The following is a 12,233-nucleotide window of genomic DNA, read 5'->3' on the forward strand; positions in this document are numbered from 1 at the left end:
GTCGAGGGGCGGTAGCCAAGCTGGTCAAGGCAGTCGGCTCATAACCGAACGATTCGCGGGTTCAAGTCCCGCCCGCCCTACGTGCACCTGCCGAGAAAGCGCGACACACCGCAGCAAGAGGACCACAGCCCGACGCCCAACGTGACGTTCGAGGTGACCCGTGGTGGCACCGGCGTACGCGTCAACGCGTTCCGCATCGGGTTCATGGGTGCCATCGGTGTGCTCGTCGCGCTGCTCGCCGGCACCATCATCGGCGAGCTCAGCACCGTCCTCGTCTACATCGGGGTCGCCTTGTTCCTCGCGCTGGGCATCGACCCGCTGGTGTCGTTCCTCGAGCGGATCATCCCGCGGTGGGCGGCGATCACGATCGTCGTGGTGGGCGTCCTCGGGGTGTTCGCCGCCGTCGTGTTCGCGGTCGTCCCGATCCTGGTCGAGCAGGCGACGAACCTGATCCAGAACTTCCCCGAGGTCGTCGACGACATCTCGAAGCAGCAGTGGGTGCAGGACCTGTCGAAGCAGTTCGCCGGGTCGTTCGACATCGACCACGCCCTCGAGTCCGTGCAGTCGTTCGTCGAGAACCCGGGCAACCTGCTGAGCGTCGGCGGCGGGATCCTGGCGGTCGGCAGCGGCATCCTGTCCGGGCTCACCGGCGTCCTCATCGTCCTCATCCTGATGCTCTACTTCCTCGCGTCGATGCGGGGGATGAAGCGTGCGGCGTACCGGTTCGTGCCGGCGTCCCGCCGTGAGAACTTCATCGACGTCAGCGAGCAGATCACCCAGGCGGTCGGTCGGTACGTCGTCGGACAGGTGTCGCAAGCGCTCATCAACGGCATCCTGAGCCTGGTGTTCCTGCTCATCATCGGTGCGCCGCTGCCGGTGCTGCTGGCGTCGTTCGCGTTCCTCGGGTCGCTCATCCCGCTCGTCGGCACCCTCGGCGCCGCGGTCGTGATCTCGCTGCTCTGCCTGTTCGCGTCGCCCGCGACCGCCCTCGCCGCGGCGATCTACTACCTCGTCTACATGCAGGTCGAGGCGTACCTCATCTCGCCGCGCATCATGTCGCGGGCCGTGCAGGTGCCCGGTGCCCTCGTGGTCATCGCCGCGGTGGCCGGCGGCACGATCGGCGGCGTGCTCGGTGCCCTGGTCGCCCTGCCCGTCGCCGCGTCGGTCATCATCATCGTGCAGAAGGTCATCTACCCGCGTCAGGAGCTGGCGTGACCGACGCCGCCTTCGCCGCCCACGTCGCCGAACGCGATCGCTGGGCGCGCGGCCCCCGTGGCCCGCTCGCGCTCGTGAACGCCCAGCGCGTCGACCACCCGCAGCCGGTGTGGCCGGTGCCGGGCACCTGGGCGCCGACGGCCGGCGGCCTCACCGTGACGGCTGCGGCCGCCGACGGCGTCGTCGTGGACGACGTGCCGGTCGACGGTACCGTCCTCGTCGCCGGTGACACCGCCGTGGTGCCGTCCGTCGTCGTGTTCCCCGACGGCTTCGCGGGCACCGTGTCCGGTTCGACGCTGCGCGTCTGGGACCCGGCGGCGGAGCCGATCCAGCGGTTCGCGCGGATCGCCCGGTTCGACCGGTCCGACGACTGGGTGCGGTCCGGCACGTACGTCCCGCTGGGGGATGGTCCCGGTGGCGACCGGGAGGCCCGTGGCAGCGTCCTCGACGCCGCCGGCGACGCCCTGCCGGTCGCCGGGCACATCGAGACGGCCGTCGGTGGCACCACGGTCCGGTTCGTCGCGGTCCGGTCGGCAGCGTTCCGGGGTGCTCCCCGGCTGCAGCTCATCGTGCAGGACGCCACGAGCGCCCTGCCCGAGGACGACCCCGGCAGCACGTACTCGATGGGCCGGTTCCTGTACCTCGACGACCCCGGTGCTGCCGGCCAGGTCGCGCTCGACTGGAACCTGCTGGTGCTGCCGCCGTGCGCGTTCTCGTACCAGTTCGCCTGCCCGATCCCGCCCGAGGACAACCGCGTCCCCGTGCCGATCACGGCGGGGGAGCGGCACCCCGTCGACGCCGCGGGCACCGTCCTGCACTGAACCGGATCGCACCCGGCGAGGTCCTTGCCGTTCCCAGCCGGAACGCTGCATAATGGGCGTGTCCTGTCCGGACATCACAATCGCATACCGAATGGTTCCGTGGCTCGCAGCCGCTCGGATCCTCCGCACCAGGTCGATGGGGAAGTCGCACCTGACGTATCGGAGGAACCGTGAACGGAACGACGACAGGAGTGCTCTACGTGCACTCCTCACCCCGCGCGCTCTGCCCGCACGTCGAATGGGCAGCAGGTCGCGCGATGAACCGCGCCGTGAACTTCTCGTGGCTCGACCAGCCGGCACAGGACGGTGCACGTCGGACCGAGTTCACGTGGACCGGTGCGGTGGGTGCCGGTGCGGCGATCGCCTCCGCGATGCGCGGCTGGGAGCACCTGCGCTACGAGGTCACCGAGGAACCGACGACCGAGTCCGACGGCGGCCGCTGGATGCACACCCCCGACCTCGGGGTGTTCTACGCGCAGACCGACGTCACGGGCAACATGGTCATCCCCGAGGACCGCGTCCGCTACGCCATGGAGGTCGCGGGCAGCAACGCGCTCGAACTCCACCGCGAGCTCCGACTCGCCCTGGGCCAGGCGTGGGACGACGAGCTCGAGCCCTTCCGCCACGCGGCCGAGGGCAACCCCGTCGTCTGGCTGCACCGCGTCGGCTGACGGATACACGGCCCCGCGGGCCGGGCCCTGGACAGCGCCACCGGACGACGGAAGCCCGCCCCGACGACGCGGGACGGGCCTCCTGGCAGGGTGCGACGGATCAGACGCTGCGGAACGCGACCACGGCGTTGTGGCCGCCGAAGCCGAACGAGTTGCTCACCGCGAGCAGGTCGCCGTCGGGCAGCGCACGCGGCTCGCGCGCGACGTCCATGACGATCTCCGGGTCCTGGTCGTGCAGGTTGATCGTGGGCGGTGCGACGCGGTTGTGCAGGGCGAGGACCGTGAACGCGGCCTCGATCGCGCCGGCACCGCCGAGCAGGTGACCCGTCGACGCCTTGGTCGCCGACACGACGATGTCGTCGAGGTGGTCGCCGAAGACGCGACGCATCGCGTGGTACTCGGCGACGTCACCGACCGGCGTCGAGGTGGCGTGCGCGTTGACGTGCACAACGTCCTCGCGGCTGGCGCCGGCGTGGTCGAGCGCCTGCAGCACCGCACGGGCGGCCGCGCTGCCCTCGGGGTCCGGTGCCGTGATGTGGAACGCGTCCGAGGTGATGCCGGCTCCGGCGACCTCGGCGTAGATCGTCGCCCCGCGGGCCTCGGCGTGCTCCTTCGACTCGAGGATGAGCGCCGCTGCGCCGTCACCGAGCACGAAGCCGTCACGCGTGACGTCGTACGGACGCGACGCGGTCTCGGGGGAGTCGTTGCGGCGGGACAGGGCCTGCATCGCCGCGAACGCCGCCAGGGGCAGCGGGTGCAGGGCGGCCTCGGCGCCACCGGTGATGACGATGTCGGCGTCCCCGTCGGCGACGTGGCGGTAGGCCTCGGCCAGCGACTCGGTCGACGAGGCGCAGGCCGACAGGTAGGTGCGGGCGCCGCCACGGGCGCCGAACTCCATCTCGATGGCCGCGGCCGGGCCGTTCGCCATGAGCATCGGGACCGTCATCGGCAGGACCCGACGCGGGCCCTTCTCGCGCAGGGTGTCCCAGGCGTCGAGCAGGGTGTTCACGCCGCCGATGCCGGTCGCCCAGTCGACGATGAGGCGCTCGGGGACGACGGACTCGGCGTCGATGCCGGCGTCGGCCCACGCCTCACGCGCCGCGACGAGCGACAGCTGCGAGGACGGGTCCAGGCGCTTCGACTCGGGGCGGGTGAGCTGGTCGGTGAGGAACCGGCGCGCCTGGCCGGCGAACTCCACGGGGAGCTCGAGCTCGGCGTAGCGCGGGTCCTCGATGCGGGTGATGCCGGACTTGCCGGCGAGCAGCGCGTCCCACGTTTCCGGGGCAGTCGCGGCGAGGGGTGAGATCGCACCGATCCCGGTGACGACGACGGTCTTCTTGGTCATGGAACGACGGTTCTTTCGTTGGGGAACAAGATGAGCGCCGCGGCCGACGGTGACCGCTGGCCGCGGCGCTCAGGAAGCTCGTGTCAGGCCTGGGCCTTGACGATGTAGTCGACCGCGTTGCCCACGGTCTTGAGGTTCTTGACCTCTTCGTCCGGGATCTTCACGTCGAACTTCTCCTCGGCGTTGACCACGATGGTCATCATCGAGATGGAGTCGATGTCGAGGTCGTCCGTGAAGGACTTGTCGGCGGCGACGGTGTCGGTGGCGATACCGGTCTCGTCGTTGATCAGCTCGGCCAGGCCGGCGAGGACTTCTTCGTTGGACAGGGCCATGAGTTTCTCCTTGAGGGGGTGTCGTTTGACCGTGGACCAGCCTAGGGCACGCAGCGTGCTCGCGCCCGGAGGCTGGTCGGGGTGGTCGCGCGGGTGCGCGGCCGGGTGGGTTCAGGGGAGCACGACGACCTGCGCGCCGAACACGAGTCCGGCACCGAAGCCGATCTGCAGGGCGAGCCCGCCGGACAGCTCGGGGTGTTCCTCGAGCAGGCGGTGCGTGGCGAGCGGGATGCTCGCGGCCGAGGTGTTGCCGGTGGTGGTGATGTCGCGGGCGATCGTGACGGACTCGGGCAGGCCGAGCTGCTTCGCGAACTCGTCGATGATGCGGATGTTGGCCTGGTGCGGCACGAACGCGGCGAGGTCCTCGGGCCGCACGCCGGCGGTCTCGAGGGCTTCGCGGGCGACCTTGACCATCTCCCACACGGCCCAGCGGAAGACCGTCTGGCCCGCCTGGCGCATGGTCGGGCGGGGTGCGCCGGCCTCCCACTCGTTGTAGGTCGCCGTCATGCCGATGGCGTCCCACTTGGAGCCGTCGGAACCCCAGACGGTGGGGGCGATGCCGGGGAAGTCGCTCGGGCCGACGACGGCCGCACCGGCGCCGTCACCGAGCAGGAACGAGATCGAACGGTCGGTCGGGTCGACCACGTCGCTGAGCTTCTCGGCCCCGACGACCAGGACGTGGTCGGCGAGTCCGGACTTGATGAACGAGTCCGCCTGGGCGATGCCGTAGGCGTACCCGGCGCAGGCGGCGCTGATGTCGTACGCGGCCGCGGGGGTGGCGCCGATCCGCTCGGCGAGCAGCGACGCCATCGACGGCGTCGCGACGGTGTGCGTCACGGTGCTGACCAGGACGACGCCGATCTGCGACGGCTCGATGCCGGCCTTCTCGATCGCCTCGCGCGCGGCGGTCTCGGCGAGGTCGACGGCCTCGACGTCCTTGCCGGCGCGCTTGCGGGTGATGATCCCGGTGCGCTGGCGGATCCACTCGTCGGACGAGTCGATCGGGCCGACGAGGTCGTCGTTCGGCACGACGTTCTCGCCGCGGGCGGCGCCGAACGCCAGGATGCGGGTGAACTCGTGGCCGCGGCGCTGGGAGAGTGCGGGGCGTTCGGTCATGCGGATGCGTCTGCTTCCTGGCCCGCGCGCTGCAGCAGGTCGATCGCTGCGGGCAGGTCCTCGGGGGTCTTGATGGCGACGGACGGCGTGCCGCGCAGGCCGCGCTTCGCCAGGCCGACGAGGGCACCGGCCGGTGCGAGCTCGATGATGCCGGTCACCCCGGCGGCGGCGAAGGACTCCATCACCGCGTCCCAGTGCACGGGGTTCGCGATCTGCTGGACCATCAGGTCGACGAACCGGCGGCCGTCGTCGACCCGGGAACCGTCGGCGTTCGTCCAGATCGGCAGGGTCGGTTCCTGCACCGTGGCCGCAGCGGCGACCGGGGCGACCCGCTCGACGGCGGGGGCCATGTACCGGGTGTGGAACGCACCGGCGACCGCGAGCGGGATCACGCGGGCCTTGGCGGGCGGGTCGGCGACGAGCGCGGCGATGGCGTCGGCGGCGCCGGCGACGACGGTCTGGCCGCCACCGTTGTGGTTCGCGGGGACGAGTCCGTGCTGCTGCAGTGCGGCCGCGACGGCCTCGGCGTCGCCACCCAGGACGGCGGCCATCGAGGTCGGCTCGAGCGCAGCGGCGTCCGCCATGGCCCGGCCACGCTCGGCGACCAGCGCGACGGCGTCGGTCGGTTCGAGGATCCCGGCGACCGCGGCGGCGGTGAACTCGCCGACCGAGTGTCCGGCGACCCCGCCGACCAGCGCACGGCGGCCGTCGGCGAACAGGGCGTCGGCGGTCACGAGACCGGCGGCGACGATGAGCGGCTGTGCGAGCGCGGTGTCCTTGATGGTGTCGGCGTCCGACGTGGTGCCGTGCGCGGCGAGGTCCACCCCGATCGACTCGGACCACTGCCCGACACGTTCACGAACGGCGGCGTCCTCGAGCCAGGGGGCGAGGAAGCCGGGGGTCTGGGAGCCCTGTCCGGGCGCGACGACGACGATCACCGGACAATCCTGTCGCTCATGCACCGCGGGGCCCGTGTGGGCTTCCCACACGAAACCCCGCGTGACATTGTCGGTTCCCTACCGGCGCGGGGTGATCCGGCGACGACCCGTGGCCGATTCCGACATGGCGCCGAGGATCAGGGCGGACTGCACGATCAGGGCGTCCCGCGCGTGCGTGGCGTCCCACCCGATGATGTCCGCGACGCGGCGCAGGCGGTAGCGGACGGTGTTCGGGTGCACGAAGAGCTCGCGCGCCGTGGCCTCGAGCGACCGCCCGGTGTCCAGGTAGCACCACAGGGTCTGCAGGAGTTCGGTGGACTGGTCCTTCAACGGCACGTAGATGCGCTGCACCAGGGCGGACCGGGCGAGCGGATCGCCGGCCAGGGCGCGCTCGGGGAGCAGGTCGTCGGCCAGTGCCGGACGCGGCACGCCCCGCCAGGCGCGTGCGACGGCGAACCCGGCGAGGGCCGCCTTCGCACTGGTGGAGGCGTCGACGACCCCGGGGACCTCGTTGCCGAGGACCAGGTGGCCCTCGCCGAACAGCGGTTCGAGCGCCTGCGCGATGGCGGTGAACGACACCGGGTCCTCGCCCTCGGGCACGTCGTCCCGCGGGGTGGAGCGGCCGATCACCACGACGAGCCGAGAGCCCTGCACCCCGACGAGCACGTCGGCGTCCATGTGGCGGGCGGTGCGGCGCACCTGGTCGACCTCGAGCTGCTTCGGCGCCGTGCCGACGAGCACCGCCACTTCGCCGTGTCCGTGCCAGCCGAGGGCCGCGATCCGGGACGGGAGCTCGTCGTCGTACTCGCCCGACAGGATCGAGTCCACCACGAGCGCCTCGAGTCGGGCGTCCCACAGCCCGCGGGCCTCGGCGGCGCGGGCGTAGACGTCCGCCGCCGCGAAGGCGATGTCACGCGAGTACTTGAGGATCGCCTCCTGCAGCATCTCGTCGTCGGCGGCGCGTTCCTCGACCACGGTGACGACCACGCGGATGAGCTGCAGGGTCTGCTGCAGGCTCACCGAGCGCAGGAGTTCACGCGGAGCCGACCCGAAGACGTCCGCCGCGGCGATCCACGGCGTCGACGCAGTGCCCTCGAGCCAGCTGATGAACGAGGTGATGCCCGCCTGGGCGACGAGCCCGACGGCCGAACGGCGCCCCGGTGGCATCTCGCTGTACCAGGGGAGGGTGTCCTCGAGCCGCTTGATGGTGGCGGTGGAGAGTTCCCCGGACACCTGACGGAGCCAGGAGAGCGCCCGCTCGCGCGCACTCTCCTGGCTCTGGGTCTTGGACAGGCCCTCGGTGTCCGGTCGGACTGGCGTCACCGGCTGATCAGCTCTCGCCGCCCGCGCTGCCCGTGGTGCCGGCGGTCACGTCGTGCAGGCGGTACTTGTCGATCGCCTGCTGGACGAGTGCGCCGTCGACCTTGCCCTGGCGAGCGAGCTGCTGCAGCGTCCGCACGACGACCGAGGGGCCGTCGATGTGGAAGAAGCGGCGCGCGGCCGGACGGGTGTCCGAGAAGCCGAAGCCGTCGGCGCCGAGCGTGGCGTAGTCGGTCGGCACGAACGGACGGATCTGCTCCTGCACCTGGTGCATGAAGTCGCTGACCGCGACGACCGGCCCCTCGGTGGCGAGCAGGCGCTCGGTGACGTAGGGCGTGCGCGGCGACTCGTTCGGGTTGAGGAACGCGTGCTGCTCCGCGTCGAGACCGTCGCGGTACAGCTCACCCCAGCTCGTGACGCTCCAGACGTCGGCGGAGACGCCCCAGTCCTCGGCGAGGAGCTGCTGCGCCTCGAGGATCCACGGCACCGCCACGCCGGACGCGAGCAGCTGGGCCTTCGGGCCGTCGTGCTCACTCGGCTTGAGCAGGTACATGCCCTTGACGATCCCGTCGACGTCGACGCCCTCGGGCTCCGCCGGCTGGACGATCGGCTCGTTGTAGACCGTCAGGTAGTACATGACGTTCGGGTCGCTGTGCTTGGGCGAGCCGTCCTCGTTCGTGCCGTACATCCGGTCGAGGCCGGCCTGCACGATGTGCCCGATCTCGTACCCGTACGCGGGGTCGTAGGACACCACGGCCGGGTTCGTCGTCGCGAGGAGCAGCGAGTGGCCGTCGGCGTGCTGCAGGCCCTCACCCGTCAGGGTCGTGCGACCGGCGGTGGCGCCGATCATGAAGCCGCGGGCCATCTGGTCGCCCGCCGCCCAGATCGCGTCGCCGGTGCGCTGGAACCCGAACATCGAGTAGAAGACGTAGACCGGGATGAGCGGCTCGCCCTGCGTCGAGTACGAGGTGCCGACCGCGGTGAACGCCGCCAGGGCGCCCGCCTCGTTGATGCCGACGTGGATGATCTGGCCCTGCGGGCTCTCCTTGTAGGCCAGCAGGAGCTCCCGGTCGACCGACGTGTAGTGCTGGCCGTTCGGGTTGTAGATCTTCGCCGACGGGAAGTACGCGTCCATGCCGAACGTGCGCGCTTCGTCCGGGATGATCGGGACGACGCGGTCGCCGAAGTCCGGGGAGCGGAGCAGGTCCTTCAGCAGTCGGGCGAACGCCATCGTGGTGGCGATCTCCTGCTTGCCGGAGCCCTTCTTCACGACCTGGTACTTCGAGTCCTCGGGCAGGGTGATCGAGGTGTACTTCGTGCGACGCTCCGGCACGTAGCCGCCGAGCGCCTGACGACGCTCGTGCATGTACTGGATCGCCTCGTCGTCGTTGCCCGGGTGGTAGTACGGCGGCGTGTAGGGGTTCTCCTCGAGCTGCGCGTCCGTGACCGGGATGCGCATCTCGTCGCGGAACTGCTTGAGGTTGTCGAGCGTGAGCTTCTTCATCTGGTGGGTCGCGTTGCGCCCCTCGAAGCTCGGGCCGAGGCCGTAGCCCTTGACCGTCTTCGCCAGGATGACCGTCGGCTGGCCCTTGTGCTCGGTCGCGGCCTTGAACGCGGCGTAGACCTTGCGGTAGTCGTGGCCACCGCGCTTGAGGTTCCAGACCTGGTCGTCGCTGTACCCCTCGATGAGCTCGAGCGCCTTCGGGTCGCGCCCGAAGAAGTTCTCGCGGACGTACGCGCCGTTCTCGGCCTTGTACGTCTGGTAGTCGCCGTCCGGCGTCTGGTTCATCAGGTTGAGCAGCGCGCCTTCGGTGTCGCGGGCGAGCAGGTCGTCCCACTCACGCCCCCAGACGACCTTGATGACGTTCCAGCCCGCGCCGCGGAAGAACGCCTCGAGCTCCTGGATGATCTTGCCGTTGCCGCGCACCGGACCGTCGAGCCGCTGCAGGTTGCAGTTGATGACGAAGTTCAGGTTGTCGAGACCGTCGTTCGCGGCGACCTGGAGCTGTCCGCGCGACTCGACCTCGTCCATCTCGCCGTCGCCGAGGAAGGCCCAGACCTGCTGGTCGGAGGCGTCCTTGATGCCGCGGTTGGTCAGGTACTTGGCCTGCTGCGCCTGGTAGATCGCGTTGATCGGGCCGATGCCCATCGACACGGTCGGGAACTGCCAGAAGTGCGGCATGAGGCGCGGGTGCGGGTACGACGACAGGCCGCCGCCGGCGTGGGACTTCTCCTGACGGAACCCGTCGAGCTGGTCCTCGCCGAGACGCCCTTCCATGTAGGCGCGGGCGTACATGCCGGGGGAGGCGTGGCCCTGGAAGAAGACCTGGTCGCCGCCGGACGCGTGGTCCTGCGCACGGAAGAAGTGGTTGTAGCCCACCTCGTACAGCGCGGCACTCGACGCGTACGTCGAGATGTGGCCGCCGACGCTGATGCCCGGACGCTGCGCGCGGTGCACCGTGATGGCCGCGTTCCAGCGGATCCACCGGCGGTACCGGCGCTCCAGCTCCTCGTCGCCGGGGAACTCGGGTTCGTTCTCCGGCGCGATGGTGTTCACGTAGTCCGTCGTCGGGACCATCGGCACACCGAGGTGCAGTTCCTTGGACCGCTTGAGCAGGCTCAGCATGATCTCGCGACCGCGCTGGTGTCCGTGGGTCTGGACCAATCCGTCGAGGGACTCACGCCATTCGGCGGTCTCCTGCGGGTCCTGGTCGTTCGCCCCGGTGCTGTACGGGTCCTGGTCGTTCACCGTCACCCTTGACCTCGTTCGTTCTCGTGGTGGTGGACATGGTGGCTCCGGTGGTCGGGTCGCGACCGGATGGGGCCCCGTCCACTCTAGGCCCCAGCACCGACTCGGATGCTGATGGTGCCGTGCAGGTGGACGGGTGCTTGCTTTCGCGTGTCGTCGGCGTAGCATGGCCGATCGTGCACACGCGACCCGCGTGCGTACGGACCCGACGGGCACACCCCACACCCGAGGAAGAAGCACACGTACCGATGGCACTCGAGATCGGCTCTCTCGCGCCGGACTTCGAGCTCCCGAACCAGTTCGGTGAGCACGTCCGACTCAGCGACTTCCGCGGCAACCGCCCGGTCGCACTCGTCTTCTTCCCGCTGGCGTTCTCGTCGAACTGCACGAACGAGCTCTGCGCCCTGCAGGACAACGTCGCGATGTTCCAGGACCAGCGCGTCGAGCTCATCGGCATCTCGGTCGACTCCAAGGCGACGCTCCGCTCGTTCGCCGAGCTCAACGGGTACGACTTCGAGCTCCTCGCCGACTTCTGGCCGCACGGCGCGGTCTCGAAGGAGTACGGCGTCTTCCTCGAGCACAAGGGCTTCGCCACCCGCGCGACCTTCGTGATCGACGTGCAGGGCCGCATCAAGGCCTCGATCATCACCGAGCCCGGCCTGCAGCGCGACGTCGCGGAGTACAAGGCAGCCCTCGACCGGCTCGCCGCCTGCGCCGCACCCGTCCCGGTCGGCTAGCGTTCCGAACCCCTCCTGCGACGCATCCGCGTCGACAGCGGACAGGAGGCACGGTGCACGCCATCGACACGGACGCACGTGACCGTGTGGTCACCACCGAGGCCTACGCCCCGTACCCGGTGTCGCCCACGCCCGCCACGTGGCACCTCCGGCGCACCGAGGTCCCGACGCCCGCCGGACCCGTCGTGGTGCACCACCGGCCCGGCCCCGACCCGCTCCTGCTGCTGCACGGCGTCGCGGGATCCTGGTCGACCTGGACCCCGCTGCTGACCGCTGCCGACGGCGTCCGCGACCGGGGACTCGTGCTCGTCGACCTGCCGGGGTGGGGATCGTCGCCGGCACCGGCACACCCGTTCGACCTCGACGACGTCACCGGGTCGCTGACCACGGTGCTGGACGCGCTCGGGATCGCGACGGTGGACGTCCTCGGGCACTCGATGGGCGCCTTCGTCGGGATGCACCTCGCGGTCGTGGCGCCCCTGCGCGTGCGGTCGGTGGCCCTGGTGTCCGGCACGACCGTCGCGACGGCGGACGCCGCACGGCACCCCGTCCGGGCGCTCCGGACGCTGCCGGCGTTCACCCTGCTGCGTGCGGGGTTGTCGATCACCGGTGAGGCCGCGCGGCCGGTGCTCCGCGCGTTGTCCCGTGTCGGGCTGCTGCCGCTGCTCGCCGCGCCGGTGTTCACGCACGTGCGACGCCTCGACCGGAGCGTGCTCGACGCCTTCGTCCAGGAGCTCCGACCGACCCGGTTCACGGACGCGGCACGGACCGCGGCCGGCTACGACCTCGGTCGCTGGCGGGGGATCGCCTGCCCGGTCACCGCGATCGCCGGGCGCGACGACGTGTTCGCGCGCGCCTCGGACCTCGAGGCCGTGCGGGAGCTCGTGCCGCAGCTCCGCACGGTGCTGCTCGACGACTGCGGGCACTTCGCCCACGTCGAGCACCCGGACGCCGTCGCGCGCGAGCTCGGGCTCACCTGACCGCGTCCG

11 protein-coding genes and 1 tRNA gene are annotated in these 12,233 nt (G+C 70.9%); 6 read left to right on the forward strand and 6 right to left on the reverse strand.

The window, feature by feature from the left end; translation table 11 throughout:
* Nucleotides 1–5: 5 nt before the first annotated feature.
* The 4 genes from KZI27_RS09495 to KZI27_RS09510 all read left to right on the forward strand — a co-directional run bounded on the left by KZI27_RS09495 (nt 6) and on the right by KZI27_RS09510 (nt 2,707).
* A tRNA-Ile gene (locus KZI27_RS09495) sits at nt 6–80 on the forward strand.
* A gap of 61 nt (nt 81–141) precedes the next feature.
* Nucleotides 142–1,215, forward strand: coding sequence for an AI-2E family transporter (locus KZI27_RS09500; protein WP_311316883.1), 1,074 nt, complete (start codon nt 142–144; stop codon nt 1,213–1,215).
* Nucleotides 1,212–2,036, forward strand: a complete 825-nt coding sequence (locus KZI27_RS09505) for a DUF1684 domain-containing protein (RefSeq protein ID WP_222660846.1) — start codon at nt 1,212–1,214, stop codon at nt 2,034–2,036. Before KZI27_RS09500 ends, KZI27_RS09505 begins: the two co-directional genes overlap by 4 nt.
* Nucleotides 2,037–2,227: 191 nt before the next feature.
* Nucleotides 2,228–2,707: a DUF3145 domain-containing protein gene (locus KZI27_RS09510; RefSeq protein WP_222661298.1), complete on the forward strand. Its 480-nt coding sequence runs from the start codon at nt 2,228–2,230 to the stop codon at nt 2,705–2,707.
* A 100-nt stretch (nt 2,708–2,807) separates the two neighbouring features.
* Here KZI27_RS09510 and KZI27_RS09515 read toward each other — a convergent pair whose 3' ends face one another.
* From KZI27_RS09515 to aceE, 6 genes are all read right to left on the reverse strand, one after another.
* Nucleotides 2,808–4,052, reverse strand: coding sequence for a beta-ketoacyl-[acyl-carrier-protein] synthase family protein (locus KZI27_RS09515; RefSeq protein ID WP_123312870.1), 1,245 nt, complete (start codon nt 4,050–4,052; stop codon nt 2,808–2,810).
* 83 nt (nt 4,053–4,135) lie between these two features.
* Complete coding sequence (locus KZI27_RS09520; protein ID WP_017886710.1) at nt 4,136–4,384, reverse strand: acyl carrier protein; 249 nt, start codon at nt 4,382–4,384, stop codon at nt 4,136–4,138.
* A gap of 111 nt (nt 4,385–4,495) precedes the next feature.
* Nucleotides 4,496–5,500, reverse strand: a complete 1,005-nt coding sequence (locus KZI27_RS09525; RefSeq protein WP_222660848.1) for a beta-ketoacyl-ACP synthase III — start codon at nt 5,498–5,500, stop codon at nt 4,496–4,498.
* Entirely contained in the window at nt 5,497–6,438 is a 942-nt protein-coding gene (locus tag KZI27_RS09530) for an ACP S-malonyltransferase (protein WP_222660850.1), read from the reverse strand. The genes KZI27_RS09525 and KZI27_RS09530 overlap by 4 nt, the downstream gene beginning before the upstream one ends.
* A 78-nt stretch (nt 6,439–6,516) precedes the next feature.
* Complete coding sequence (locus KZI27_RS09535; protein WP_222661300.1) at nt 6,517–7,731, reverse strand: PucR family transcriptional regulator; 1,215 nt, start codon at nt 7,729–7,731, stop codon at nt 6,517–6,519.
* Between the two features lie 37 nt (nt 7,732–7,768).
* Nucleotides 7,769–10,513, reverse strand: coding sequence for a pyruvate dehydrogenase (acetyl-transferring), homodimeric type (gene aceE / locus KZI27_RS09540; protein WP_222660852.1), 2,745 nt, complete (start codon nt 10,511–10,513; stop codon nt 7,769–7,771).
* Nucleotides 10,514–10,755: 242 nt separating this feature from the next.
* Between aceE and KZI27_RS09545 the strand changes: the two genes are divergently transcribed.
* On the forward strand, nt 10,756–11,244 hold the full coding sequence (locus tag KZI27_RS09545) for a peroxiredoxin (RefSeq protein ID WP_222660854.1): 489 nt from the start codon (nt 10,756–10,758) through the stop codon (nt 11,242–11,244).
* Nucleotides 11,245–11,297: 53 nt separating this feature from the next.
* The gene (locus KZI27_RS09550) at nt 11,298–12,224 is read left to right on the forward strand and encodes an alpha/beta fold hydrolase (RefSeq protein ID WP_222660856.1); all 927 of its coding nucleotides are present in this window, start codon (nt 11,298–11,300) and stop codon (nt 12,222–12,224) included.
* Nucleotides 12,225–12,233: the final 9 nt, after the last annotated feature.

Source organism: Curtobacterium sp. TC1 (genome assembly GCF_019844075.1).
Taxonomy (GTDB): Bacteria; Actinomycetota; Actinomycetes; order Actinomycetales; family Microbacteriaceae; genus Curtobacterium.

What these genes read in the sequence shown, in the direction of transcription:
- KZI27_RS09515 (WP_123312870.1), bottom strand. Translation starts at nt 4,052, where the DNA reads ATGACCAAGAAGACCGTCGTCGTCACCGGGATCGGTGCGATCTCACCC.
- KZI27_RS09520 (WP_017886710.1), bottom strand. Translation starts at nt 4,384, where the DNA reads ATGGCCCTGTCCAACGAAGAAGTCCTCGCCGGCCTGGCCGAGCTGATC.
- KZI27_RS09525 (WP_222660848.1), bottom strand. Translation starts at nt 5,500, where the DNA reads ATGACCGAACGCCCCGCACTCTCCCAGCGCCGCGGCCACGAGTTCACC.
- KZI27_RS09545 (WP_222660854.1), top strand. Translation starts at nt 10,756, where the DNA reads ATGGCACTCGAGATCGGCTCTCTCGCGCCGGACTTCGAGCTCCCGAAC.